The sequence below is a fragment of the Desulfovibrio piger genome, assembly GCF_012843875.1.
Lineage (GTDB): Bacteria > Desulfobacterota > Desulfovibrionia > Desulfovibrionales > Desulfovibrionaceae > Desulfovibrio.
Genome location: NZ_JABAFY010000025.1, coordinates 15,210 through 39,460, shown reverse-complemented (window position 1 = coordinate 39,460; position 24,251 = coordinate 15,210). Strand labels below are relative to the sequence as shown.

At 62.7% G+C, this 24,251-nt stretch carries 23 protein-coding genes, 1 tRNA gene and 1 other RNA gene; 9 read left to right on the top strand and 16 right to left on the bottom strand.

The window, feature by feature from the left end; translation table 11 throughout:
• Positions 1 to 76 (bottom strand) — tRNA-Lys (locus HF854_RS07690).
• A gap of 199 nt (positions 77 to 275) precedes the next feature.
• On the opposite strand from HF854_RS07690, the gene HF854_RS07685 reads away from it, so the two are divergent.
• Positions 276 to 2,087, top strand: coding sequence for a protein-disulfide reductase DsbD family protein (locus HF854_RS07685; RefSeq protein ID WP_303933729.1), 1,812 nt, complete (start codon positions 276 to 278; stop codon positions 2,085 to 2,087).
• A gap of 414 nt (positions 2,088 to 2,501) precedes the next feature.
• On the opposite strand, the gene HF854_RS07680 is transcribed toward HF854_RS07685, so the two are convergent.
• The 4 genes from HF854_RS07680 to HF854_RS07665 form a co-directional block, all read right to left on the bottom strand.
• Positions 2,502 to 2,723: a hypothetical protein gene (locus tag HF854_RS07680; RefSeq protein WP_040369113.1), complete on the bottom strand. Its 222-nt coding sequence runs from the start codon at positions 2,721 to 2,723 to the stop codon at positions 2,502 to 2,504.
• Between the two features lies 1 nt (position 2,724).
• On the bottom strand, positions 2,725 to 3,351 hold the full coding sequence (locus HF854_RS07675; RefSeq protein WP_168935767.1) for a GDSL-type esterase/lipase family protein: 627 nt from the start codon (positions 3,349 to 3,351) through the stop codon (positions 2,725 to 2,727).
• 135 nt (positions 3,352 to 3,486) lie between these two features.
• Positions 3,487 to 6,129, bottom strand: coding sequence for a TIGR03960 family B12-binding radical SAM protein (locus HF854_RS07670; RefSeq protein ID WP_168935766.1), 2,643 nt, complete (start codon positions 6,127 to 6,129; stop codon positions 3,487 to 3,489).
• A gap of 69 nt (positions 6,130 to 6,198) precedes the next feature.
• Entirely contained in the window at positions 6,199 to 6,534 is a 336-nt protein-coding gene (locus tag HF854_RS07665; RefSeq protein ID WP_040369116.1) for a hypothetical protein, read from the bottom strand.
• A 144-nt stretch (positions 6,535 to 6,678) separates the two neighbouring features.
• On the opposite strand from HF854_RS07665, the gene rnc reads away from it, so the two are divergent.
• Entirely contained in the window at positions 6,679 to 7,410 is a 732-nt protein-coding gene (gene rnc, locus HF854_RS07660) for a ribonuclease III (RefSeq protein WP_168935765.1), read from the top strand.
• Between the two features lie 456 nt (positions 7,411 to 7,866).
• On the opposite strand, the gene dtd is transcribed toward rnc, so the two are convergent.
• The 7 genes from dtd to HF854_RS07625 all read right to left on the bottom strand — a co-directional run bounded on the left by dtd (position 7,867) and on the right by HF854_RS07625 (position 14,318).
• A complete protein-coding gene (dtd, locus tag HF854_RS07655) occupies positions 7,867 to 8,358 on the bottom strand; it encodes a D-aminoacyl-tRNA deacylase (protein WP_168935764.1) in 492 nt (163 codons plus the stop codon).
• Entirely contained in the window at positions 8,358 to 10,097 is a 1,740-nt protein-coding gene (locus HF854_RS07650; protein ID WP_168935763.1) for a long-chain-fatty-acid--CoA ligase, read from the bottom strand. Before HF854_RS07650 ends, dtd begins: the two co-directional genes overlap by 1 nt.
• Positions 10,094 to 11,332, bottom strand: coding sequence for a 2-C-methyl-D-erythritol 4-phosphate cytidylyltransferase (gene ispD, locus HF854_RS07645; protein ID WP_168935762.1), 1,239 nt, complete (start codon positions 11,330 to 11,332; stop codon positions 10,094 to 10,096). Before ispD ends, HF854_RS07650 begins: the two co-directional genes overlap by 4 nt.
• 21 nt (positions 11,333 to 11,353) lie before the next feature.
• Positions 11,354 to 11,717: RNase P RNA component class A (gene rnpB, locus HF854_RS07640), an RNA gene on the bottom strand.
• A gap of 13 nt (positions 11,718 to 11,730) precedes the next feature.
• Positions 11,731 to 12,507: a zinc ribbon domain-containing protein gene (locus HF854_RS07635; RefSeq protein WP_168935761.1), complete on the bottom strand. Its 777-nt coding sequence runs from the start codon at positions 12,505 to 12,507 to the stop codon at positions 11,731 to 11,733.
• A 10-nt stretch (positions 12,508 to 12,517) separates the two neighbouring features.
• A complete protein-coding gene (locus HF854_RS07630) occupies positions 12,518 to 13,312 on the bottom strand; it encodes a Nif3-like dinuclear metal center hexameric protein (RefSeq protein ID WP_168935760.1) in 795 nt (264 codons plus the stop codon).
• A 193-nt stretch (positions 13,313 to 13,505) separates the two neighbouring features.
• Complete coding sequence (locus tag HF854_RS07625; protein WP_006004563.1) at positions 13,506 to 14,318, bottom strand: phosphoribosylformylglycinamidine synthase subunit PurQ; 813 nt, start codon at positions 14,316 to 14,318, stop codon at positions 13,506 to 13,508.
• Between the two features lie 208 nt (positions 14,319 to 14,526).
• On the opposite strand from HF854_RS07625, the gene pyrG reads away from it, so the two are divergent.
• The 7 genes from pyrG (at position 14,527) to HF854_RS07590 (ending at position 20,949) form a co-directional block, all read left to right on the top strand.
• Positions 14,527 to 16,170: a CTP synthase gene (pyrG, locus tag HF854_RS07620; protein WP_168935759.1), complete on the top strand. Its 1,644-nt coding sequence runs from the start codon at positions 14,527 to 14,529 to the stop codon at positions 16,168 to 16,170.
• A 179-nt stretch (positions 16,171 to 16,349) separates the two neighbouring features.
• On the top strand, positions 16,350 to 17,780 hold the full coding sequence (gene rpoN / locus HF854_RS07615) for an RNA polymerase factor sigma-54 (RefSeq protein WP_168935758.1): 1,431 nt from the start codon (positions 16,350 to 16,352) through the stop codon (positions 17,778 to 17,780).
• A gap of 22 nt (positions 17,781 to 17,802) precedes the next feature.
• The gene (gene hpf / locus HF854_RS07610; RefSeq protein WP_168935757.1) at positions 17,803 to 18,342 is read left to right on the top strand and encodes a ribosome hibernation-promoting factor, HPF/YfiA family; all 540 of its coding nucleotides are present in this window, start codon (positions 17,803 to 17,805) and stop codon (positions 18,340 to 18,342) included.
• A gap of 41 nt (positions 18,343 to 18,383) precedes the next feature.
• The gene (gene rapZ / locus HF854_RS07605) at positions 18,384 to 19,286 is read left to right on the top strand and encodes an RNase adapter RapZ (protein WP_168935756.1); all 903 of its coding nucleotides are present in this window, start codon (positions 18,384 to 18,386) and stop codon (positions 19,284 to 19,286) included.
• Positions 19,287 to 19,354: 68 nt separating this feature from the next.
• On the top strand, positions 19,355 to 19,798 hold the full coding sequence (locus HF854_RS07600) for a PTS sugar transporter subunit IIA (RefSeq protein ID WP_006004575.1): 444 nt from the start codon (positions 19,355 to 19,357) through the stop codon (positions 19,796 to 19,798).
• A 5-nt stretch (positions 19,799 to 19,803) separates the two neighbouring features.
• Entirely contained in the window at positions 19,804 to 20,265 is a 462-nt protein-coding gene (locus HF854_RS07595) for a PTS sugar transporter subunit IIB (RefSeq protein WP_168935755.1), read from the top strand.
• A 105-nt stretch (positions 20,266 to 20,370) separates the two neighbouring features.
• A complete protein-coding gene (locus HF854_RS07590; RefSeq protein WP_168935754.1) occupies positions 20,371 to 20,949 on the top strand; it encodes a hypothetical protein in 579 nt (192 codons plus the stop codon).
• A gap of 145 nt (positions 20,950 to 21,094) precedes the next feature.
• Here the strand turns inward: HF854_RS07590 and HF854_RS07585 are convergent, their stop codons facing one another.
• From HF854_RS07585 to HF854_RS07570, 4 genes are all read right to left on the bottom strand, one after another.
• Positions 21,095 to 22,063 (bottom strand): rhomboid family intramembrane serine protease, encoded by a 969-nt coding sequence (locus HF854_RS07585; protein ID WP_168935753.1) that lies wholly within the window; start codon positions 22,061 to 22,063, stop codon positions 21,095 to 21,097.
• Between the two features lie 54 nt (positions 22,064 to 22,117).
• Positions 22,118 to 22,330, bottom strand: coding sequence for a 50S ribosomal protein L28 (gene rpmB, locus HF854_RS07580; RefSeq protein ID WP_040369119.1), 213 nt, complete (start codon positions 22,328 to 22,330; stop codon positions 22,118 to 22,120).
• Between the two features lie 186 nt (positions 22,331 to 22,516).
• On the bottom strand, positions 22,517 to 22,996 hold the full coding sequence (locus HF854_RS07575; RefSeq protein WP_168935752.1) for a hypothetical protein: 480 nt from the start codon (positions 22,994 to 22,996) through the stop codon (positions 22,517 to 22,519).
• Between the two features lie 64 nt (positions 22,997 to 23,060).
• Positions 23,061 to 24,191 carry an NAD(P)H-dependent flavin oxidoreductase gene (locus tag HF854_RS07570; RefSeq protein ID WP_168935751.1) on the bottom strand — a complete coding sequence of 377 codons (1,131 nt, stop codon included), beginning with the start codon at positions 24,189 to 24,191 and terminating at the stop codon, positions 23,061 to 23,063.
• Between the last annotated feature and the right edge of the window lie 60 nt (positions 24,192 to 24,251).

Here is a 24,251-nt window from a genome sequence, read left to right as displayed (position 1 = left end):
TGGTGGGCCATCAGGGACTCGAACCCCGAACCAACTGATTAAGAGTCAGCTGCTCTACCAATTGAGCTAATGACCCATCCGCGAAAAAGAGACCTACTCTTTTGCGGCCTCTCTGTCAACACTTTTAAAAGAAAAAAAAAGATTTTATAGTGCCTTCCCAGAGGTATTTGATGAAAAAAACACGGAACTTTGCTGCCCTGATTGGGGTGCTTGTTTTATTTTTGTTTATATTCCAAATAGATACGAGAGAGTCCGCTGCGGCGGACATCGTATCCGTGCAGCCGCATTTTGCTGAAGGCCCTGACGGCATCGTTATGGCTGTGGAGATGGCATTCCCGCAAGGCTACCATGCCTATGCCCATGAATCCGGAGATGCCGGACGCCCGACCACGCTTTCCATCCGTCTGGATGACGGCAGCGGACTGCCCGTCTGGTATCCGCAGGGCTTCATGCAGCGGGATCTGTTCGATCCTGATGCGACCGTCTACGTTTACGAAAGCCCCACGACCCTGTTCGTCCTTTTGCCGCACGAGGCCCGGCATCGCGGCTTTGAGGCTGTCCTGAGCATGCTGCTCTGTTCCTCGCGCAATTGTCTTCCGGTCTCGCAGACCATCAGCGGCCAGGTACCGGATACCTTGCCCGGATTGGAAGAGGCCCCCTGGAAGGCCCGCTGGGAAGAATTGCGGCGTTTGCCGCCCGTGCTCTCCAAAGGCAGCGCCCCTGTGTCCGGTCTGCCTTTTGCCATGGACGAGGGCGGAGCGGGCGGCCTGAGTGCCGTTACGGATCCGGCGCAGGACCCGCTGGCCGCCCTGCAGGAGGAAGACGGCGAAAAGCCCCTGCCGCCCCCGGACGGTTTTGCCCTGGAGCTGACGCCGCAGCATGCTGACGGCTCTGTGGAGATATCGGGATTCGGCATGGCGCTTGCCGTGGGCATTCTGGCGGGCCTGCTGCTCAATGCCATGCCCTGCGTCCTGCCGGTGCTGACCTTCAAGATCAGCGGTCTGCTGCTCATGGGCGGCAGGGGAGACAAGGAGAGCCTGCGGCGTTTCCGTGAGCACAACCTCTTTTTCTCCGCAGGCATCATGACCCTGTTCACCCTGCTGGCCCTGGTGCTGGGCGCCGCCGACATGATCTGGGGGCAGCTCTATCAGCAGCAGAGCCTGCTGCTGGGCCTGGTGATGCTGGTCTTCCTCATGGGCCTTTCCATGCTGGGGGTCTTCACCCTGCCGGTCATCGACCTCAAGGCCGGTGCCAACAGCAAGAATCCCCGTCTGCAACCCTACCTGACCGGTCTGGTCTCCACCTTCCTGGCCACGCCGTGCAGCGGCCCGCTGCTGGGCGGTGTGCTGGGCTGGGCCTTCACCCAGCCTCTGCTGGTCCTGATGGTGGTCTTTTGGGCCGTGGGCCTGGGCATGGCCCTGCCGTACATCCTGTTCAGCATCTGGCCCCAGCTGGCCCGCATCCTGCCGCGTCCGGGCAACTGGATGAAAGTCTTTGAACGTGTCCTAGGCTTCTGCCTGCTGGGCACGGCCCTGTATCTGCTCTCCATCCTGCCGGTGGAAAAGCATATGCAGGTCCTGTGCGTGCTGCTGGTGCTTTCGCTGGTGGCCTGGCTCTGGGGCCAGTTCTGCGGCCCCGCCTCCCCCCGCCTGCGTTGCCGCATCATCGGGGCCCTGACGGTCCTGATACTGGTGGGCTCCTTCATCTGGGTCCTGCGACCTGCCGCACCGCTGGTGCAGTGGCGGGAATTCAGCCCCGAACAGTTCCAGGCCGATCTGGGCCAGAAAGCCATGCTGCTGGAATTCACGGCGGATTCCTGCCCCAACTGCAAGGTGCTGGAAGCTACGGTGCTGACCGATGAGCGGATGCGCAAGCTGCGTGCGCGCTACGGCATGGAACTGATCCGCGTGGACCTGACGGGCGTCAATGCGTACGGCATCCGCCTGCTGGAGGCCCTGGGCAGCAAGAGCATACCGCTGACGGCCCTGTTCCCGGCAGGGGAGCAGGCTTCGTCCCCGCTGGTGCTGCGTGACGTCTATACGGCCGGGACGCTGGAAGATGCCCTGGAAAAAGCGTTCGGGCAATAGCCTGAGCCGTATGACCTGAAAATGATGAAAGGCCTGTGGTGACGCCACAGGCCTTTTTTATGGGCTTTCTTTGCAGGTATCCCTGTCTGGCATGGGGGACTTGAGGCCTGGCGAATGATGGATCGCCCCGGAAAGGAAGAGGGCGTTTGCGGCTGCGGCCATTCCTGGGGCGCGAAAGCTGCGGCTTTCCTATGCTCGTGGCGCCAAAAAGGAACGTTCGGGCCGCATGATGCGAAAAAACTGGGAAAAATGAAGGCCGGCCCCGCGAGGGGACCGGCCTGAGGAAACGTGTTTGAGGAAGGGCAGGGAGGGGAATGGCTTCCCTCTGTGCGCCGGACGGCGCGCTGGCGGTCACAGATTGTGTCTGTGAGCAAGAAAAGCCCACGGGACCGCCCGCCCAACGATCCGGCAACGCTAGCGGACGTGCAGCAAAGCCCTGTTGCTGCGCAGCTGCAGCTCACTGACGATGAGGCGCTCGTATTCGGGGGCCATGGCAAGGTCGGTCTGCATCTGGGTGCGCAGCAGATCTTCCAGCTGCTGGGTCTCTTCCCAGATCTCCAGCAATTCATTGTCGGCAAGCGTCTTCACGCGCTTGTCAAAGGGTTCGTCATCGACGAAAGGCTGGCAGGAGCCCATATCAATCATCCTGTTTGGCGGTCAGAAAAAAGCGGCGTACGGCCGGGTCTTCAGCCAGCAGACGGGCCATCAGGGCAGCGCCCTGCGGGCCGGGATGCAGGCCATCCTCAAGATCATCCATGTACTCGGGCGAGGCCGCCAGAGCGGCGTGCACATCGGCACAGGGATGTCCCTTGCGGGCACATGCCGTCACATAGGCCTCGCAGAGCGAGGCGATGCGCTGGCTCATGGCGGGCTCTTTAACAGGAGGCGGGCAGATAAGCAAGACCGGACCCAGGGCCGAGGCCTGATCCAGCATCTGCATGACCGTGGCGCAGACCTCGTCCACCGGCCGCATCTGGGCAGGAGACATGTCCACCACGCCCGGGCAGAAGGCCAGATGGTTGATGGTGCCGGGGATCTGGCGGGACGCCACTTCGGCCTGCCAGCGGGCGGCGATGTCCGTGGAGGTATGGCGGCGCACGCCCAGATTGTAGAAGGTGGCGGGCGGCATATCGTACCAGCCGGCCTGGGAACCCAGCAGCACAAGGCGGCTGACCCAGCCGCCGGGCATGGCATTGTCATTGACGCCCAGGGTCAGGGAATCACCGAAAAAGAAGAACGTTTCCGTGGTGGAACGGGGAGCCATGATGCCTCCTGATATGAGCAGAACATATTGGGCGGGATGCTTTCCGGCACGATGGCGCGGCCGGAGCAGAGCCGCAAAAAGGGCCTTCCGCAACCGGATGGAGCATCCATCCTCGGAAGGCCCTGAAATGATCCTTTACGGGCAGACCTGGCCGTCCGCGAAATGCTGGGCCGTCTTGCTCAGGCGCAGCAGCGCCCGCAGGCGGGACTCGTCACCCAGTGAGGCGCAGATGCTGGTGCAGAGCAGCAGGGGCGAAAGGTAGCCGTCGCTCCAGTCCAGGCTGAATTCCAGGCTGCCGTCCTCCAGTTCCTTCCAGCGCAGCAGGTGGCGGCGGATGTCGCTGGTACGCGGGCCCTTCTTGGTCTCGCGGGTCAGCATGACGCTTTCCTGGGCGGCGAAGGCCGCAAAGCAGTCGCGTACGGCCGCCAGCGAAAGGCCTTCACCGTCGATGCTGCCGGTGCGCAGGCGGAAGGTCTCGGCCACGGACTGTTCCGTGCGGCGGCTCTTGTCCACTTCTTCCACGCGGATGACGGCCATGCCCGTGGGCAGGGCCGCGGCCAGACGGGTATGCACTTCGGCAGCGGACATGGGGGTGCGCAGGGTGATGGCGAACCATTCGGCCCGGCTTTCCATGCCCACCGGCAGGGCCCGGCCAAAGGACATCAGCGGCATGGGATGGAAGCCCTGCGAGAAGGCCATGGGCAGATCGGCACGGCGCAGCGCGCGGTCGAGGATGGCCTGGAGCTCCAGCTGGCTGAGGTAGGAGCTGCCGCCGGTCTTGGTATGCCAGATGCGGTACTGGACGGCCTTGACGGCCAGCTCCGGCGCGATCTGCGGCGGTTTGTTCTCGTGGGTACGGCAGATGATGCGTCCTTCCTCGTCACGGGCGGGCTGGTGGGCCTGCTGGTCACGCTGGGGGAAGACCAGACGGTTGTGGTGCTCCAGCGGCTGGCCGTCCTCGCCCAGGCTGGCATGAGGCATGCGCGAAGGCCCGGCCTTGGTGTCGCAGGCGCCGCACTGGCGGCAGGCATGGTAGCGGCAGTCTTCCGTGACCTTGCCCGCCAGCGCACGCTCGTATTCGCGGCGCAGGAATTCGGGCGAGATGCCGGCCTCCAGATGTTCCCAGGGCAGGTATTCGTCCATGCTGCGGGCCCGGGTGAATTCGTCGGCGGTCAGGCCGCATTCTTCCAGGGCTTCCAGCCAGGGGGCCAGATCGAAACCTTCGATCCAGCTGGTGAAGATGCCGCCCTTGCGGTAGACCTTTTCCACCACATCGGCCAGACGGCGGTCAGCGCGGGAAAGGATGCCTTCCAGATGGCTCATGGCCGGTTCGTGCCAGCGCAGCTTGAGGAACTTCTGGCCCTTGAATTCGTTGCGCACCACCTGCACACGGCGCTGGATCTCTTCCTGGCTGATCTGTTCCACCCACTGGAAGGGCGTGAAGGGCTTGGGCACGAAGGGCGAGAGCGCCGCCGTGACCTGCAGGCGCGGATTGCCCTTGCCCGCGGCGTCGCGCACCTTGCGGCAAAGGTCGGCGATGGCCTTGAGGTCCTCGTCAGTCTCGGTGGGCAGGCCGATCATGAAATAGAGTTTGACCTGACGCCAGCCGTATTCCAGCAGCTTCTGCACATGCAGCAGCACCTGTTCCTCGGTGACGCCCTTGTTGATGACGTCACGCAGGCGCTGGCTGCCCGCTTCGGGGGCCAGGGTACAGCCCGTGCGGCGCAGGTCGGACATGCGCTGCATGATCTCGTCGTCGATGGAGCCCACGCGCAACGACGGCAGCGAAAGGCTGATCTGTTCCTGGGCGCAGCGGCCCAGCACGCCGTGGCTCAGGGTCTTGAGCGCGGAAAAGTCGCCCGTGCTCAGCGAAAGGAAGGAAATCTCGTCAAAGCCCGTCTTTTTCAGGCAGTCGTCCAGCAGGCCGGTGATGGTGTCCAGCGACCGTTCGCGCACGGGGCGGTAGACCATGCCCGCATGGCAGAAACGGCAGCCGCGCGTACAGCCGCGGGCGATCTCCAGCGACAGGCGGTTGTGCACCGCGCCGATGGGCACCACCTGGCTGGTGGGGTAGGCCACCTTGTCGAAGTCGGCCACGATGCGTCGCGAGGGCCGGGCGTGGTCGGCAAAACGGGGCTGCAAACGGCCTTCCGCATCCGGCGTGAAGAAAGAGGGGATGTAGACGCCATGGATGTGGCGGGCCTCTTCCAGACAGCGGTCACGCGTCCAGCCTTCGTCCAGGGCCTGTTCCAGCAGGCGCAGCACATCGGGCAGGGATTCTTCGCCGTCGCCCAGCACCATCAGATCGATGAAGGGGGCCAGCGGCTCGGCGCTCAGCAGGGCGCCGCCACCGGCGATGACCAGCGGGCACTGGCGCAGATCCTGCGGTCTGTCGGCCGTGCGCAGGGGGATGTTGCCCAGCTCCAGCATGTAGAGCACGTTGGTGTAGCACAGCTCATGGGTGATGGAGAAGGAAAGGCAGTGCAGGTCACGCAGCGGCGTGCCGGATTCCAGCGTGCCCAGCGGGCAGCCGTGTTGCCGCAGGATGTCGCCTGCTTCGCGTTCCGGGGCCATGACCCGTTCGGCCCACCAGTGTTCGTGGCTATTGACGATACCGTAAAGGATCTTCTGCCCCAGATAGGACATGCCGACTTCATAGGTATCGGGAAAGGCCAGGCCCACACGCAGGCGAACCTGGGCAGGGTCTTTGTGGCAGGCGCCCTCTTCGATACCGGCGTAGCGGCTGGGGCGGGGCAGAATGGGGAGCAGTGCGCGCATAAACATCCCTGTTGTCTGGATACAAAAAAGGGCGGCAGATGCCGCCCCGGAAACCTGATGGAAAACGGGCTACTTGATGAGGCCGCTGCCGGTCTGCACGGAGGGACCGAAGCTCAGCTTGCCCAGGCCGCCGGCCACGGTGAGGTTGGTGCAGGCTTCGATGTACTTGTCCTGCAGTTCCTTGGGGGTGTCGGCGTAGCGGTACAGGAAGTGACGGCCTTCCAGGGTGCCGGTAAAGTTGGGCTCGAAAGGATAGCCGTAAGGCAGGAGCATCATCTGCATGCCCTGCTGGGTGGGGATGCTCTGCAGGCTGGCCACTTCGTTGAGGCAGTCTTTTTCGGCGTCGTACTTGCCGATGACCATTTCGCCGGTCACCAGCTTCATGAGGCGGATATCGTAAGCCATAATGTCTCCTCGCCAGCATGGGGCCGTATGACGGCCGGACATGCGGAAGTCTCTGAATTTTGCTCCAAATAGGTAGGCGCTGAAAGGCCGGGTGTCAAGAAAATTTCTGTTGCCTTGCGTCCTGAAGTGACTAGACTGCTGCGCATGGAACACAGCAAAAAACTCGACCTCAGCATCTCGGCGGCGGACCTGGAACGCATCGAACAGATCCTGGACTATCATTTTTCACGCCCGGAACGGGTGGCCCTGGCCCTGACCCACAGCTCGTGGGCCAATGAGCACGGGCTGGGGCAGGCGCACAACGAGCGCCTGGAGTTCCTGGGCGATGCCGTCCTTGAACTGTGCATCTCGTGGGAGCTGTTCACGCGCTTCCCGCAGGCCCGCGAAGGCGACATGACCCGTGTGCGCTCCCAGCTGGTGGGCACCACCAGTCTGGCCCAGCGGGCCCGGGAAACGGGTATCGACCAGCTGCTGCGCCTGGGGCGCGGCGAGGAGCGGCAGGGCGGTCGCAGCCGTGACGCCGTGCTCAGCGACGTGTTCGAAGCCGTGCTGGCCTCCGTGTACGAAGACGGCGGCTATATCGCGGCCCAAAAGGTCGTGGCCCGCATCTTCGGGACGCTTCTGGACGAGGTCTGTGTGGGCAAGCCCAAGACCAAGGATTTCAAGACCAGTTTGCAGGAACGTTCGGTGGCCCTTTTCCACGATCGCCCTGTCTATACGACCCTGGCCTGTGAAGGCCCGGAGCATGCCCGGCACTTCACCGTGCAGGTCTCCCTGCCCTCGGGACAACAGTTCACGGCCACCGGCACCAGCTGCAAAAAGGCCGAGCAGGAGGCCGCCCGCCTGGCATTGTGCGCGCTGGAGGCACGGGGATAGGCTGCAGGGTGGATGTTTTTTGAGGGGGAAAGGGAACCTTTTGGCTGGCGCACAAAAGGTTCCCTTCCCCCCTCAAGCTCCCCCCATCCCTCCCAAACGCGCTTTACTATGGAGGATGATGGGTGACTGCCTGTGGCAAGGTTGCCGCTACTGATGGTCCCCCGAAAAAATGCTGAGCCTGGCCGGTGCAGGTCAGGCTTTTCGTTTTTTCTCTCTCTTCTTCTTTTTTTTCTCTCTTCTTTCTCTTTTGCTGGCAGTATCCGGTGGACGGGAGGCCATAAAAAGGACAGCCGTACGGCTGTCCTTTTTTATGGCTTTGGGGAAAGCGTATTGGAAAGAGGAGCGACCGGATGCCGGTCGGCCTGTACCCGTTCATCGTGGACGTTACAGCCTGCAAGAACGGTATTAGCCCTGGGAGAGGCCTTTCACGCGAGGAAGAGGGACTCCCTTGCTGCCTTAAAGGTACAGATGCGGCAGCACCTCGCGGGAATCCAGCCATATGGTCACGGGGCCCCAGTTGATGAGGTGGACGCGCATGTCCGCGCCGAACACGCCCGTAGGCACGGGGCGGCCGCTTTCCTCGCTGACTTTTCGGGTGAAACGGTCGAACATCTCGCGGGACCAGGCAGGATCGCCGGCATGGGAGAAGGAGGGGCGGCGGCCCTTGCGGCAGTCGGCATACAGCGTGAACTGCGGCACCAGCAGGACATCGGCCCCGCAATCCCGGGCGGAGCGGTCGAACTTGTCGCAGCGGTCTCCTTCGCCGGGGAAGATGCGCAGATCCAGCAGCTTGCGCGCCATGCCTTCAAAAACAGGACTGTGGTGGAAGTCCGGGCCGTCTTCGTCACCAAAGCCGGTCATGACCAGCAGGCCCTTGCCGATGGCGCCGGTGGTCTGGCCGTCCACAGTGACGGCCGCTTCGAGGACACGTTGAACCAGGAGTCGCATCAGTCCTCCTTGGCGGTCGCGGCACCGTCCTGCCGGGCGGCGTGACGGGCAGCTTTCTTGGCCTGTTTGGCCATCTCTTCTTCACGCAGGGCGCGGCGCAGGACCTTGCCCACGATGGTCTTGGGCAGTTCCTCGCGGAATTCCACCAGGCGGGGCACCTTGTAGGAGGCCAGGCGCTGGCGACACCAGCCCACGATATCGGCCTTGGTCAGTTCCACGCCGGGACGGGGCACGATATAGGCCTTGAGGGCCTCGCCGCGCACGCCGTCGGGGATGCCGACGCTCACGCCTTCCAGCACGTCGGGGTGTTCCAGCAGGACTTCGTCCACTTCACGCGGATAGACGTTGTAGCCGCCCACGATGACCATGTCCTTCTTGCGGTCCATGATGAAGAAATAGCCTTCCTCGTCCATGACGGCCAGGTCGCCGGTATAGAGCCAGCCGTTGCGCAGGGCGCTGGCGGTCTCGTCGGGCAGGTGCCAGTAGCCCTGCATGACCTGCGGGCCACGGATGACCAGTTCCCCCAGCTTGCCCACAGGCAGGGGGGCGGTGCCGCTTTCGCTGTCCACGATGCGGGCATCGGTGCCGGGCAGGGGCATGCCGATGGAGCCTTCTTTCTGCTTGCTGTCTTCGCGGGGATTGATATGCGTGATGGGCGAGGCTTCCGTCAGACCGTAGCCTTCAAGGATGATGGCACCGGTCAGCTCCTGGAAGTGGCGGAAAGTATCGCGGGGCAGGGGAGCGGAACCCGAGATGCAAAGCTTGATACAGGTCAGGTCATACTGGCCCAAGGTCTTTTGCTGCAGCAGCGAGCTGTAGACCGCGGGCGCACCGGGGAAGACCGTGGGGCGGTGCTTGCCGATGAGGTGCAGCACGTCCTGGGGCACATAGCGGGGCAGGGGCAGCACCGTGGCGGCCAGGGCGGCCGGGATGGTCAGGCCCGTGGTCAGACCGTAGACATGGAAAAAGGGCAGCAGGCCCACGAAGCGGTGTTCCGTCTCGGGGGTCTCCTGGATGATGCTCAGGATCTGGCGGCAGTTGGTGCCCAGATTGCTGTGGGTCAGGGCCACGCCCTTGGGGATGCCGGTGGTGCCGCCGGTATATTGCAGCAGCGCGGGCGTGTTCTGCGGGTCGGCGATGGGTTCGCTCAGGGGCTGGGCGCCCCTGCTGAAGTCCTTCCAGGCGATGACCTTGTCATCATAGGGGATGGGGACGGCCTTCTGGCGGCCCTTGGTGAAACGGTAGATGAGGTTCAGCGGGAAGGAAAGGGCGTCGGCGATGCCGGTGACCACATAGGTCTTGACGGGCAGACGGTCACGCAACGGAGCCACGCGGGGCCAGAGCATGTCCAGCAGGACAAGGCATTCGGCACCGGCGTCATTGAGGTTCTGGAGCAGCTCCCGTTCCATGTAGAGGGGGTTGACCATCACGGCCACGGCCCCGCATTTGACCACGCCCCAGAAGGCGATCATGGTCTGGGGCAGGTTGGGCAGCATGACGGCCACGCGCTGGCCCGGCCGGATGCCCGCGCGGCGCAGGGCCCCGGCAAAGCGTTCCGCGGCCTCATGCAGGGCCTTGTAGCTCAGGCGGGTGTTCTGGAAGATCAGGGCCGGGCGCTTGGGATAGCGTGCGGCGGCCTCATCCAGCAGGCTGTACAGGGGCTGGTCGAAAACAGTGACGGTACGGGGAACGGACGGTTCGTAATGGGAGAACCAGGGACGGTGCAGCTCGGGGGTCATGCCATTTCCTTGGTGTTGCGCGGGTGAGGGGGAAGCTGGAACGCCGTGGCCACGGCATAGGCCTTGATGCCTTCACAGGCACCGGTAAAGCCCAGCTTTTCTTCCGTGGTGGCCTTGATGTTGACCGAGTCCGTACCCAGGCCCAGCAGGCGGGCCACGTTCTTGCGGATCTCTTCACGATGGGGAGCCAGTTTGGGGGTCTGGGCCACGACGGTCAGATCCACGTGGCAGAGGGTCAGACCGGCATCCCGGAAGCGTTCCAGCACGTCGTCCAGAAGGACAGCAGAGGAAATATTGTCGAAACGGGCGTCGGCATCAGGGAAAAGACGGCCGATGTCGCCCAGGGCCGCGCAGCCCAGCAGGGCATCCATCAGGGCATGGAGCAGGACGTCGCCGTCGGAATGGGCGATGACCTCGGGAGCATTGGGGATGATGATGCCGCCTAGCTTCATGGGGCGGCCGCTGCCGTAGCGGTGGACGTCATAGCCCATGCCCACGCGCGGCACCGGCATGACGGGGGAGCGTTCTTCCAGCAAGGCAAGGTCCTCGGGATGGGTGATCTTGATATTGGCGGCTTCGCCCGGCACCACCAGTACGGGGTGCCCGTGGGCTTCCATCAGAGCGGCATCGTCCGTGGCCGCGCGTCCGGCGGCGCTTTCCTGCCGGGCGGCATCGTGGGCGGCCAGGAGGGGAGGCAGGGCAAAGCCCTGGGGGGTCTGCACGGCGCGCAGCCGGGCACGGGGCGGCGTGTCCGTCACAAGATCGTCGCAGACGACCTTTATGGTATCCGTGACGGCAAGGCCCGGGATGACGGCCACGGCACCTGCGGCGAGCGCATCGCACACACGGTGGACGAGGGCCGCGCTCATGAAGGGCCGCGCACTGTCGTGCACCAGCACATGCGTGGCTTCCTTGGGCAGGGCGGCCAGCCCGTGGCGTACGGAGTCCTGCCGTTCCGCTCCGCCGGCCACGGCCAGCCAGGGAATGCCGGGATCCTCGTCGCGGGCCAGCTGGGCCAGGCGCTGTTTTTCTTCTTCCAGGCAATCCTGGGGGAAGACAAAAACAAGGCCCGCCACGGCCCCGGAACGGGCCAGAGTGCGGGCTGAATGCCAGTAAAGGGGAACCCCTTTCCAGAGCAGGAACTGTTTGGAGTGGCCGCCTGTAGCGGCGGACAGGCGCTTGCCCTGTCCTGCGGCCAGAACGAGGGCCCAGGGACGGACGGGAATTCGTGTCATGCTGTACTCGCAAAAAAAACAGGCAGGAGTCGAACGATAAGCCGGGTTCTGTTCGCGCCGGGGCGCGCGATCGCCATTCCTCTAGAAGAGCAGTTGCCTGCCCTCTCAAGCAGCCTACCCGGAAGGTATGGCCGGGCCAGCCTCCTTCCCTATTTGGCCTTGCTCCAGACGGGGTATGCCGAGCATGCCGTGTCACCACGGCATCTGGTGGTCTCTTACTCCACCGTTTCACCCTTACCCGGCCGGTACGGGACCGGCCGGGCGGTTTGCTTTCTGTGGCGCTGTCCGAAGGTCGCCCTTCCTGGACGTTATCCAGCGTCCTGCCCTGTGGAGCCCGGACTTTCCTCTCCGGGCCAATGCCCGCAGCGGCGATCTGTCCGGCTCCTGCCTGTTGATTTTTAGTCCACCAGAGTCTTGGGTTTGGCCGGAGCGGCCTGCAGTTCCATATCCGGGAAGTGCTCGTTCCAGAAGATCAGGCGCTGGCAGTTGGGGCAGCTCAGGATCTGCTGGCCGCGCTGCAGTTCGATGAAGGACTGCGGCGGGATGGCGATGTGGCAGCCGGAGCAGATGCCTTCGCGCACACCGACGATGACGGGATGCTCAAGACGCTTGCGGATGAATTCGTACCGCACGAAGACGGGCTGGGGGATGACGCCGGCGGCATGCTGGCGCTTTTCTTCCAGTTCGGCCAGCTTGGCCTGGGCCAGCTGGATCTTTTCTTCCAGGCCGTCGCGGCGCACTTCCAGTTCGGCCTGGAGGGCGCCATGGGTCAGGTCCAGCTCGGCCAGGGCTTCGTTCTGGCGCTGCACCTCTTCCATGAGGGTCATCTTTTCTTCCTCACGGGAGCGGTTGATCTTTTCCATGCTGTCCATTTCGCGCATCATGGCATGGTATTCGCGCGTGTTTTCCACCTGCATGAGCTTGTTCTTGCTCTTCTTGATGCGGGCGGAGTCGTCGTCGATCTCCATGGCGAGGCGCTTCTGCTGTTCCTGCAGGTGGGTCAGCTTTTCCACGATGCGTTCGCGCTGGGCGTTGCTGGCATCGAATTTGGCCTGCAGCTCGTCCAGCTGGCGGGGAGCGGATTCCAGTTCCTGACGCACGGCAAAGATGGCGTCGTCCACTTTCTGCAGCTCGACAAGCTGGCGGATCTGGTCAAGGTAGACAGCGGTGCTCATGAGGTTCCTCCTAAAGAACGCGGGGATGGACAGGCTGGAAAGGGGAGGCCGAAGGCACGAAGACGACTTCGAGCATCGGGCAGGCGTGCTGCAGGTGGATGGCGGCACGCCGCATCATTTCTTCTTCCAGGCTGTGATGGCCCACGTCGAAAAGACAAAGTTGCGTATCCAGCGCCGTATGGTATTTGACGTCGCCGGTGATGAAAATGTCGGCACCCGCGGCGCGGGCCTCCTCCAGCAGGGAGGATCCCGAACCGGTGCAGTAGGCCACCCGCCGGATGCTTTCCGGGCAGGGGCCGCTGACGGTGGCGGTGCTCAGGTCGATGTGCGCGGCCAGCATGCCGGCCAGCTGCCGCAGGTCCACGGGCTCGGCCAGATCGCCGGCCAGGCCGAAGCCGTGCGGCAGATCCTCCGTGCCGGGGCCGGTGGGTTCCAGCACGGCCAGATTGTTCAGAGGCAGCTCGCGGGCCAGCCAGGACACCGGGCCGTCGCTGTTGACGTCCAGCGAGGTATGCGCGGCGTAAAGCGGCACATCGTTGGTCAGCAGCAGGCGCAGGACTTCGTGGTAATGGTCGATGCGGTTGGGCAGCGAAGGCTTGAGCGCCAGCGGATGATGGCTGAGGATGCACTGCGCACCGAGCTCGAGCGCGGCCGAGACGGAAGCCGGGCTCGGATCGAGGCAGACAGCCAGACGCGTGGCGTCGGTCCTGTGCGCGGCCACCTGCAGGCCCGAAACGTCCCAGGACGCGGCGCCCTGCAGGGGGGCCATCTGTTCTATGATGCTAATGATCTCTGCTATATGCATATCGATCCCTCACAGTAAAAAAGCACTTCCCTGAAACCAGAAAAGTGCTTTCAAAAGCAAAGGGCGGCAGGCTCGCTGCAAATGATCGACACCTGTGTCTGCGACCACTGGGGCCGTAACCAGCAAAATGGTTCAAAGAATTTAGCTGGCCCTGAGCCCGCTGTCAAGCGGGAAGTCCCCTCCCTTCCTTATATTAAAGGGCGCGCAGGTAGCGCACGGCGTTGGAGAACAGCTGGGTGGCCGGGGGCACGTCGATGGAGCCGCGGGTCCAGGTGGGATAGTTGGTCACATGGTGGAACGCTTCGGGGTGGGGCATGAGGCCCAGCACGCGCCCGCTGGGATCCGTCAGGCCGGCGATGGCCAGGCTGGAACCGTTGGGGTTGAGCGGATATTCCATGGTCGCCTTGCCGGTCTCGGGATCGGCATACTGCAGGGCGATGAGGTTTTCATCGGCCAGGCGCTGCAGGGTGGCGTCGTCACGGGCGATGAGCTTGCCCTCGCCGTGGCGCACGGGCATGGCCATCATGGGCAGATCCTTGGTGAAGACGCAGGGGCTCTTGGGGTTGGGCAGCAGGTGCACCCAGCGGTCTTCGTAACGGGCGGAGTCGTTGTGGCTCAGAGAGACCTGGCGCTCGAAACGGTTGTTGTCCAGGGCGGGCAGCACGCCCAGCTTGACCAGAAGCTGGAAGCCGTTACAGATGCCCAGGATCAGTTTGCCGTCGTTGATGAATTCGGTCAGGGACTGGAGCAGGGGAGTGCCCGTGCTGTCCTTCAGATAGCGCCAGCGCATGCTGGCAGCCTGGGCGGCACCCAGGTCGTCACCATCCAGGAACCCGCCGGGGAACACGAGAAAATGGTAATCGCTCAGGCGGACTTTGGCGGCCACGATGTCGGAAAAGTGCACGACGTCAGCGCGGTCGGCACCCGCGAGACGGGCGGCGTGGGCGGTTTCGAGATGGGAATTGGTGCCATAGCCGGTGATGACGAGAGTATTGACTGTGCCCATGCGGCAGAAGCCTCCTTGCAAGCGGTAGCCACAAAGGGCCACTATAGAAATGGAAAAAGAGACTACCTGCAAAGTTTATAATAGTCAATGCTGGTAAAATGATTCGGATTGGTGTAAAATCTCCCGATTGCGCGAGGGCGGTTCGCCCGGGCGCAGCACATGCGGTCCGGACCACGGTCCGCTGTATGTCATCAAAAGGTAGGAGTTCATGAAAACCAAGTTCATTTTTGTTACGGGCGGTGTGTTGTCTTCCCTGGGCAAGGGCCTTGCCGCGGCTTCGCTGGGCGCCCTGTTGCAGACCCGGGGACTTTCCGTCACCATCCAAAAGCTGGATCCGTATATCAATGTTGACCCCGGCACCATGAATCCCTTCCAGCACGGCGAAGTGTTCGTGACCGATGACGGGGCCGAGACCGACCTGGACCTGGGCCACTACGAGCGTTACCTCAACGTGCCCATGTCGCGCAAGAACAATACCACTTCCGGTGCCATCTACAACCACGTGATCGCCAAGGAACGCCGGGGCGATTACCTGGGCGGCACCGTGCAGGTGATCCCCCACATCACCGACGAGATCAAGCGCACCGTGCTTTCCCTGGCCGAAGGCGACAACGCCCCTGACGTGGCCATCATCGAGATCGGCGGCACCGTGGGCGACATCGAAGGCCTGCCCTTCCTGGAAGCCATCCGCCAGCTCAAGTCCGAGCTGGGCCGCGACAACTGTCTGAACATCCATCTGACGCTGGTGCCCTACCTCAAGGCCGCCGGTGAGCACAAGACCAAGCCCACCCAGCACAGCGTCAAGGAACTGCTTTCCATCGGCATCCAGCCCGACATCATCCTCTGCCGCTGCGAGCACAGCATCCCCGAAGAGATGCGCCGCAAGATCGCCCTGTTCTGCAACGTGGATCAGGATGCCGTGTTCTCCTCCGTGGACGTGGGCAACATCTATGAAGTGCCCCTGCGTTTCTACGAGGAAGGCTTCGATCAGAAAGTGGCCATCATGCTGCGCCTGCCCGCGCGCAACGCCCACCTGGAAGACTGGAAAAAGCTGGTCTACGACTGTGCCAATCCCCAGGGCAGCGTGACCATCGCCATCGTGGGCAAGTATGTGGACCTGAAGGAAGCCTACAAGAGCCTGCATGAAGCCCTGATCCACGGCGGCGTGGCCAACCGCGTTTCCGTGGACCTGCGCTACGTCAATTCCGAGAACGTGGACGACGGCAACGTGGCCGCCACCTTTGCCGGCTGCGACGGCATCCTGGTGCCCGGCGGCTTCGGTTACCGCGGCGTGGAAGGCAAGATCGCCGCCATCCGTTATGCCCGTGAGAACCGCATCCCCTTCTTCGGCATCTGTCTGGGCATGCAGTGTGCGGTCATCGAGTTCGCCCGTCACGTGGCCGGTCTGGAAGACGCCAACTCCGAAGAATTCGATCCCCTGAGCGCCCACAAGGTCATCTACCTGATGACCGAATGGTTCGACTTCCGCACCAAGAACCTGGAAAAGCGCGACGCCGAGAGCGACAAGGGCGGCACCATGCGCCTGGGCGCCTACCCCTGCAAGATCATCCCCGATACCCGTGCCTTTGAAGCGTACGGCAAGGAACTGGTGGAAGAACGCCACCGTCACCGCTACGAGTTCAACAACGCCTTCAAGGATCTGCTGGAAGAAAAGGGCATGGTCTTCAGCGGCACCGCCCCCGACGGCTCCCTGATGGAGATCGTGGAACTGCCCGACCATCCCTGGTTCCTGGGCTGCCAGTTCCATCCCGAGTTCAAGTCCCGTCCCATGGCGGCGCATCCCCTGTTCCGCGAATTCATCAAGGCCGCCAAGAACAACCACAAGAAATAGGGCTTTTGTGCAAGAAAAGCCGTTCAGGACGCTCCGCTGGCGCGGGGCGTCCTTTTTTTATGCAATGACTTGAAATATTCCCTTTTTTGTGCTCCCAGGCCAGCCTCCCTTGCCTATTGGTGCAGCATGTGGCATGGTATTTGAAACGTAGAAAATTTTTACTGACAGGATAGCACCCCATGGCATTGGAACTTCGTCAACAACTCAAATTGTCGCAGCAGCTGGTCATGACCCCCCAGCTGCAGCAGGCCATCAAGCTGTTGCAGCTTTCTCGTGTCGAACTTCTGGAGACCGTCCAGCAGGAATTGCTGGAGAACCCCTTCCTGGAAGAGGCCCCGGCCAATGAGCCCGTGGCTCCGCAGGATCAGGAGGAGCCGCGGCACGAGAAGCCCCAGGACGAAGTCTATGACGAAGACCTTTCCCGCAATGCCGACTGGGAGGAATATCTCGGCGAATTCGCCAGCACGCCGCGCACCTCGCAGGGGCGGGAACTGGAGATCGCGGAAGAGATCTCTCCTCTGGAGGCCCGTTACTCGGCCAAGCCCACACTGGAAGGCCATCTGCTCTGGCAGCTGCATCTTTCTACCCTGACGGAAGAGCAGAAGGAGATAGGCGAGATCATCATCGGCAACCTGGGTTCGTCGGGCTATCTGCGGGCCAGCGTGGAAGAGATCGCCGAGATGGCGTCCACCACTCCGGAGGCCGTGCAGACCGTGCTGGAGCGCGTACAGCTTTTCGACCCGGTGGGCGTGGCGGCCCGGGATGCCCGCGAATGTCTGCTGGTGCAGCTGAAGAGCCTGCGCTACGACCGTGACCCCATCCTGCTGGAACTGGTGCAGTCGCATCTGGAAGATCTGGAAGCCCACCGCTACAAGCCCCTGCTGCGCAAGTTCAAGCTGGATATGGAAGGCCTGCGCGAGTACCTGGACATCATCCAGTCCCTGGAGCCCCTGCCCGGTGCCAGCTTCGACGGCAGCGAGCCCACCTATGTAAGCCCTGACGTCTTCGTGTACAGCGTCGGTGACGAGTTCGTCATCCTGCTCAATGAAGATGGTTTGCCGCATCTGCAGCTCTCCAGCATGTTGCGTGATGGCGTTCCCTCCTGTAATGAAAAAGAGAAGGACTACGTTTCGGAAAAGGTGCGTTCCGCATCCTGGCTCATCCGCAGTCTGTACCAGCGGCAGCGGACGCTCTATAAAGTGGTGGAGAGCATCGTCAAACATCAGCAGCCCTTTTTCCGTGACGGCGTCACCAAGCTCGCGCCGCTCATCCTCAAAGATATCGCCGACGATATCGGGATGCATGAATCCACGGTCAGCCGCATCACCACCAACAAGTATGTGGCGACGCCGCACGGCATCTTCGAACTGAAATTTTTCTTCAACAGCGGGCTTGAACTGGACGATGGAAGTCAGGTAGGCTCAGAGAGCGTCAAGGCTCTGATCAAAAAGTTCATCGCTGGCGAAGATCCCAAATCGCCCCTGAGCGACGAGCGGCTCAGCGAGCTGCTCAAGGAACAGTTGAAGGTCAATATCGCACGGCGCACGGTGGCCAAGTACCGCACGGCGCTGAACATCCCCTCATCCTCAAAGCGCAAGGAACATTTCTGATTCCTGCACCACGGGAGGTTCTATGAACATTGCTTTCACTTTCAAGAACTTCGAGGCCTCCGATCATCTGAAGAAGTATGCCCGTCGCCGCATGGAGAAGATGGGACGCTTTTTTGGCAAGGCTTCCGGACTGGAAGTCGGTGTTATGCTTACTGTGGACAAGTTCCGGCATCGCTGTGAAGTGACCATCGCTGGCGAGGGGCTGCACCTGAGTGCTTCCGAGCAGTCTTCCGACATGTACGCCGCCATCGACCTTGTGGTGGACAAGGTCGAGGCCCAGATCAAGAAGCACGTCTCGCGCGTCAAGGAACAGCGCCGTCAGGCCCGCAACGCCAGCGTGGACGTCTTCACCTACAACCTGGAAGCCGATCCCGATGAAGAACCCGCCGTGGTGGGCACCGAGCGCTTTGCGCCCAAGCCCCTGCATCTGGACGAAGCCCTGATGCAGCTGGAATCCATCGGCAGTGAGTTTCTGGTCTTCATCAATGCCGAGACCGACCGCGTCAATGTGGTGTACCGCCGTCGCATCGGCGGCTATGCCGTCATCGACCCCGTCCTGTAAAGACTTCGGGGCCCCCGCAAGGGGGCCCCTTCGAGATTGCCATGAGCCAGACACCATCCGAGGGCGCGGCAGCGCCTGTCCAGGTCTGTATAGTCACCGGCCTTTCGGGGGCCGGTAAAAGTACGGCGCTGCGGGTCTTTGAAGACCTGCGCTATTTCACTGTGGACGGGTTGCCTGCCGGGCTGGCCGTCGAGATGGTGGAGATGATGCGGCGCGGATCCATGGAACGCTTCCGGGGCATGGCCCTGGGCATGGACATGCGCCAGCAGGACTTTCTGGAAGAGCTCAATGTGGCCCTTGCCCAGCTTTCCGAGCACGGGGTCCGGCCCATACTGCTTTTTCTGGAAGCCGGAGCGCAGGAGCTCATGCGCCGTTATGCCACCACCCGCCGGCCCCATCCGCTGGAGCGTGAGGGCATGGGCCTTGAGGATGCCCTGCACGAAGAACGCACGCGTCTGGCCCCCGTGCGCGAGATGGCGGATCTGGTCATAGATACCAGCCGTTTTTCCATCCATGACCTGCGCCGCGCCATCCAGAAGCGCTGGAGCAGGACGTCGGGCAAGCTGCGGGCCATCCGGGTCAACGTCATCTCGTTCGGCTTCAAGTACGGCGTCCCGCGCGAGGCGGATTTCGTCTTTGACCTGCGCTTTTTGCCCAATCCCTATTTTGTAGAAAAATTGCGTCCCCTCAGCGGCAAGGACAAGGCTGTCCGTGACTATGTCTTTGCCTCCGAGGCCGCGCAGGAATTCGAGAAGAAGCTTTTTGACCTGGTGCGCTTCATGCTGCCGCAGATGGAAGCGGAAGGCCGCTACCGGGTCGCCATCGCCGTGGGCTGTACCGGTGGCCGCCACCGTTCCGTCGCCACGGCCGAGGCCCTGTTCCAGATGCTGCGCCAGGCGGATTATCCGGCCAGTATCGAGCACAGGCACCTTGAACTTGGCTAGGAAAGCTGGCACTCTTGGCCTTACGTGCTGCATTTTGCAGAAATTTCAGTTCCAGCGCGAGGTATGTCATGTCGGAACAGCAATCTTCCACCCAGGTCGGCATCATCGTTGTCGCCCATGCAGACTATGGCTCTGCCATGCTGCGCACGGCGGAGTTCATCCTTGGTACCCTGAGCGACTGCACCTCCATCAGCGTGGACATCGCCCAGGAAGTGCCCGAGACCGTGCGCCGTCTGGATGATGCCGCCCAGCGGCTGGACAAGGGCGCCGGGGTCATCATCCTCACCGACATGTTCGGCGGCACCCCCACCAATCTGGCCCTCTCCCTGCTGGGGAGCCATAATGTGGAAGTCGTCACCGGCGTCAACCTGCCCATGCTGCTCAAGGTCTTCACCTGTCGCGAAAAGCCCCTGGCCGAGCTGGCCAAGCTGGCCGGAGAGGCCGGAACCAAGGGCATCGTCGTGGCCGGCAGCATGCTGCGTTCCCGGAACAAAGAAAAAACAGGCGATTGATCCGTATGCTCTGGTTCAGAGTGGACAACCGTCTGGTGCACGGGCAGGTCATCGAAGGCTGGCTGCCCTATGTGGCCGCCCGGCACCTGATAGTTGCCAATGACGCCATGTCGGCGGACCTTCTGCAGCAGCAGATCGTCTCCTTGGCCGTGCCGGAGCAGGTGGCCATCCACTTCGTACCGGTGGCCGCCCTGCTTGAGACCCTGGCCTGCTGTGGCGAGAGCAGCCTCGTCCTCTTTGCCGACTGTCAGGATGCCCGCAGGGCCCTGGAGAGCGGCGTCGACATCCGGGCCCTCAATATCGGCAATCTGCACTACGCACCGGGCAAGATCCAGGTTTTTCCGCATGTGGCCCTTTCCGAACAGGACAGGGAGGACTTGCGGGCCATGCTGCAACAGCAGGTAGAGCTGGATTTCCGCTGTGTGCCTTCCGACAAAATCCGGGATGCTTATGAGCAGCTTCTCTGATGCCCTCTGGCTGGGCGTGCAATACGCTTTTTTTTTGTCCTCGCGGGGGTAGCCCGTTCCTCCTTTGTCTTCAGGCTGGCTGACAGGCCCCTGTTCTGGGCACTGTTGCTGGGCGGCCTTTCCGGCCAGTGGCAGCCCGCGCTCTCGCTGGGGATCGTGGTGGAGCTGCTCTGGCTCGATGTCATCGCCCTGGGCAGTGTGGTCCCGCCTTTCGGGACCCTGGCCTTCCTGCTGCTTTTTCCCCTGTCCATCATCCCGGGCTGGTCTGAGGCCCATCAGTTCCTGGCCCCCCTGATGTTCGCGGTATTCGCGGCTTACGGCGCCAGCTATGCGGAGCGCTACCAGCGGGTGGCCCTCAATCCGTTGGTGGATCTGGTCACGGCGTGGTTCACTTCCGGTCGCGGCTGTACGCCGGGGCAGGCCGTAGCGCTGGGGGCCGTGGTGCGCGCTGCCTGGCAGTTCTCGCTCTACATGCTGTGCTATGTGGCCTTGTGGCTGGCCTGTGATCTGCTGGGAGAGGCGATATTCCTTTTTGAAGGGCAGATGGGCTGGCCCGTACTGTTTGCTGCCAGCATGGTGGGCGGCATCCTTTCTTTGCGCACACGCCGGGCGTATGCCTGTCTTACGGGGATGTTCGTGGCTGTCTGCGGCTTTTTGGCCGTGACCAGACTGGACATGTTCTAGGAGCTGCCGGGCGCTTCCGGGGAACAGATTCTTCATCACCTTGTCATAAAAAAGCTGCGTCCTGCACGGCATTGCCATGCGGACGCAGCTTTTTTCGGTCGCCATCCGTGGTGGCGGACAGTGCCGGAGGGAGACGGTTTCGCCGTCATCCCTGTTGAAAAGCCTGTATCCAGGCCAGCACGGGCAAGAGCAGGGCCAGCAGGGCGGACAGCCATTGCGGCAGGCCCGGCCAGCGCCGTCTGGTACGCAGGGCCTCCCAGAAACCGAGGGCCATGCCGGCCACCAGGCCGCAGATGTGGGCCAGATAGTCCACGTTCCCTTCGCCCATGCCCCACATGGCCAGAATGCCTACGCCGGCCGCCAGCGGCAGGTAGCGCTTGCTTTCATGATGCAGGACCATATACCCGGCCAGGGCCCCGATGGCCGCGAAGACAGCCGTGGAAAAGCCCAGGCTGAGGACGAATTCCCGTCGCAGCGCCACGGTGAGCAGATTGCCGAGCCCGCCGCCCAGCACGGTGAGCAGCAGGGCCCGTCCCGGACCTGTCAGCCGGGCCAGCAGGGGCAGCATGATGCCGCCCAGCAGGACATTGCCGCCCAGATGGGCGGCGTCGGCATGCAGGGTCAGGGCCGTGAACAGGCGTTGCCATTCTCCGTAGATGCGCAGGCGGACGTTGTCCAGCGCTCCGGCCTGTTCCCAGCCCATTGGGAGGGGCAGCCCGTCGGGCAGCGGCCACCAGCCGCTGCGCAGGCCGTGCCAGAGGACGAGCAGGAGCAGGGGCAGGGCAGCCAGCCAGCAGCGGGCATGGAGCGCGGGCGGCAGGCCGCGGAGTGCCGGAGGGCGCTGCTTTTCCGCATGGAAGTGCTGCAACTCCTGCCGGGCCAGACCTTCCAGCAGGGCAGGTACATAGATGTATTCTTTTTGGCGGAAGCGCCATAGCTGATGGGGCAGACCGCAGGCGCTGAGCACGAGGATCATTTCCTGGCGCTGGTTGTAGGAGGTGATCCCCTCGGGGCCGGTGAGGGAACGCCAGTGGAACGGCAGGGGACGCGGGCGGCGCTGGGCGTGCCAGTACCCCGCAAAAGGGGCAGGCAGGCGCAGAAGGCGGGGCTTCATAGCAAAAAAGCCCCGATTGCAGTGGCAACCGGGGCTTTGCGGACAAAAAACAAGTTAGTCCTGCTTGGCGCGGGCGGCGGGCTTGGTCACCACACCGGAGCGCAGGCAACGGGTGCACACGGTCAGGGTGCGCACGGTGCCGTCAGCGAACTGATGACGCACGCGCTGCAGGTTGGGGTTGAAGCGGCGCTTGGTCTTGATGTTGGAATGGCTGACAAGATTGCCGACCTGGGGCTTTTTGCCGCAGAAATCGCATTCTTTGCTCATGATGTCCTCCGTATATGCAGAAAACTGTGTGTATCGTTTATGCGGCAAAGCCGGGTAACAGCGGCCGCGCATTGCGCAGGCAATGAGCCATGCATCCAGCATGGCCGCGCAAGCAGTTCCTTTACCCAAGCTTTGCCAAAAAGGCAAGCCTTTTTCCGGGAAAAGCCCAAATTTCTTTGCTGCGGGCTATTTTTCGGGCGCCAGGCATGGGCAGAGCATCTGGCGCCGGGGCAGGGCGGCCCCTTCCGGAGGGCGACATCCTGCCTGTCCGGCTTCCGTATGCGACAGCAGGCGGGCATGGACGCGGCAGCCGATGGCGTAGGGGGGCAGCCACTGCCGCCACTGTGGTGTCGCGGCGTCGATGGCAAGCCGTGTCAGATCCGGGCAGGCGGTGCAGGAAGCACAGGGGGCATCCGGCAGTTCCAGCACGCAGCAGGCATCCGGGGATTGCTCCAGCGTGGCCATGAGGCTGACGGTGCGGTGGCGCAGATCCAGCTCGGCATCCATGACCGTGGCGCAGGCCTCGGCATCATAGCCCAGTTCTTCATAAGCCATCCAGATCACTTCGCCGTTCATGCGCCCGTACAGGGGATGGCTGTTCCGCAGGCGCTTTTTTTCAGCATCGGGCAGCGTGGCGCTGTCCACCAGGGGAAGGGTTTCGTCCATGGTCCTCCAAAGGCAAAAAAAGGGGCCGGCAGGGCCGGCCCCAGGATGATGGATGAGGCGGATGTTACTTCAGCAGGCCCTGCAGGGTCTGCTTGCCCTTGCTGATGGTCTGGTCGAATTCCTGCTGCAGGGATTCCATCAGTTCCTTGACGGAAACGATGCTGTTGACACGGGCCACGTTGGCGCCGCAGAAGGCGAAGCCGCGTTCCAGGTTGCCCTTCATGGCGCTGATGAGGGCCTGGGCGATGCAGTAGGGCGTCTTTTCCTGGTCGCAGGTATGCACGCAGTGGAAGACGCACTTGAAGGGTTTTTTGTTGCCCTGGCGGGCGGCCTCGATGAAGTCGTTCTGCAGGGCGCGGCCGGGCATGCCCACCGGGCTCTTGATGATGGTGATGTCTTCCTCGCGGGCAGAGATGTAGCTCTGCTTGAAGCGGTCATCGGCATCACATTCCTTGGTGGCCACGAAGCGGGTGCCCATCTGGACGCCGGAAGCGCCGAGGTCGAGGAACTTTTTGATGTCTTCGCCGGTGTAGATGCCGCCGGCGGCGATGACGGGCACGGCGCGGCCTTTCTGGTCTTCAAGACGCTTGGCGGCCTCGACCACCTGGGGGACCAGGATTTCCAGGGCGAAGTTCGGGTCGTTGATCTCTTCACGCTTGAAGCCGAGGTGGCCGCCGGCCTTGGGGCCTTCCACCACGAAGGCGTCGGGCAGATAGTCGAAGCGGGAGAGCCATTTGCGGGCGATCAGGGTCGCCGCGCGGGCGGAAGAGACGATGGGGACCAGCTTGGTCTTGAACTCTTCCTTTTTTTCTTCGCAGGCCTGCAGGAGATGCTTGGGCATCTCCAGGGGCAGACCGGCACCGGAAAAGATGATGTCGGCACGGTTTTCGATGGCCGTGCGCACCATCTGGCTGAACGTGGTCAGCGCCACCATGATGTTGACGCCGATGATGCCCTGGGTCTTTTCCCGGGCCTTGGTCAGCTCCTGGCGCAGGGCGCGCAGGTTGGCTTCGATGGGGTTCTTGGCCACGTCGGGCTCTTTCATCCCGATCATGGCTCCGGCGATGACGCCGATGCCGCCCTGATTGGCAACAGCAGAGGCGAGGCCGGAAAGGGAAATGCCAACACCCATGCCGCCTTGGACGATGGGCATTTTAGCGGTCAGGTCTCCAATGGACAAAGAAGGAAAAGCCATGATGCAACCTCCAACATGGCGCTATAAGGTAAAGCCCTCGAGGGGCGGTATTGAAATCAA

Coding starts and splice junctions, on each gene's coding strand:
- HF854_RS07680 (WP_040369113.1), bottom strand. CDS start 2,723: ATGGGCTCCTGCCAGCCTTTCGTCGATGACGAACCCTTTGACAAGCGC.
- HF854_RS07675 (WP_168935767.1), bottom strand. CDS start 3,351: ATGGCTCCCCGTTCCACCACGGAAACGTTCTTCTTTTTCGGTGATTCC.
- HF854_RS07670 (WP_168935766.1), bottom strand. CDS start 6,129: ATGCGCGCACTGCTCCCCATTCTGCCCCGCCCCAGCCGCTACGCCGGT.
- HF854_RS07665 (WP_040369116.1), bottom strand. CDS start 6,534: ATGGCTTACGATATCCGCCTCATGAAGCTGGTGACCGGCGAAATGGTC.
- rnc (WP_168935765.1), top strand. CDS start 6,679: ATGGAACACAGCAAAAAACTCGACCTCAGCATCTCGGCGGCGGACCTG.
- dtd (WP_168935764.1), bottom strand. CDS start 8,358: ATGCGACTCCTGGTTCAACGTGTCCTCGAAGCGGCCGTCACTGTGGAC.
- HF854_RS07650 (WP_168935763.1), bottom strand. CDS start 10,097: ATGACCCCCGAGCTGCACCGTCCCTGGTTCTCCCATTACGAACCGTCC.
- ispD (WP_168935762.1), bottom strand. CDS start 11,332: ATGACACGAATTCCCGTCCGTCCCTGGGCCCTCGTTCTGGCCGCAGGA.
- HF854_RS07635 (WP_168935761.1), bottom strand. CDS start 12,507: ATGAGCACCGCTGTCTACCTTGACCAGATCCGCCAGCTTGTCGAGCTG.
- HF854_RS07630 (WP_168935760.1), bottom strand. CDS start 13,312: ATGCATATAGCAGAGATCATTAGCATCATAGAACAGATGGCCCCCCTG.
- HF854_RS07625 (WP_006004563.1), bottom strand. CDS start 14,318: ATGGGCACAGTCAATACTCTCGTCATCACCGGCTATGGCACCAATTCC.
- pyrG (WP_168935759.1), top strand. CDS start 14,527: ATGAAAACCAAGTTCATTTTTGTTACGGGCGGTGTGTTGTCTTCCCTG.
- rpoN (WP_168935758.1), top strand. CDS start 16,350: ATGGCATTGGAACTTCGTCAACAACTCAAATTGTCGCAGCAGCTGGTC.
- hpf (WP_168935757.1), top strand. CDS start 17,803: ATGAACATTGCTTTCACTTTCAAGAACTTCGAGGCCTCCGATCATCTG.
- rapZ (WP_168935756.1), top strand. CDS start 18,384: ATGAGCCAGACACCATCCGAGGGCGCGGCAGCGCCTGTCCAGGTCTGT.
- HF854_RS07600 (WP_006004575.1), top strand. CDS start 19,355: ATGTCGGAACAGCAATCTTCCACCCAGGTCGGCATCATCGTTGTCGCC.
- HF854_RS07595 (WP_168935755.1), top strand. CDS start 19,804: ATGCTCTGGTTCAGAGTGGACAACCGTCTGGTGCACGGGCAGGTCATC.
- HF854_RS07585 (WP_168935753.1), bottom strand. CDS start 22,063: ATGAAGCCCCGCCTTCTGCGCCTGCCTGCCCCTTTTGCGGGGTACTGG.
- rpmB (WP_040369119.1), bottom strand. CDS start 22,330: ATGAGCAAAGAATGCGATTTCTGCGGCAAAAAGCCCCAGGTCGGCAAT.
- HF854_RS07575 (WP_168935752.1), bottom strand. CDS start 22,996: ATGGACGAAACCCTTCCCCTGGTGGACAGCGCCACGCTGCCCGATGCT.
- HF854_RS07570 (WP_168935751.1), bottom strand. CDS start 24,191: ATGGCTTTTCCTTCTTTGTCCATTGGAGACCTGACCGCTAAAATGCCC.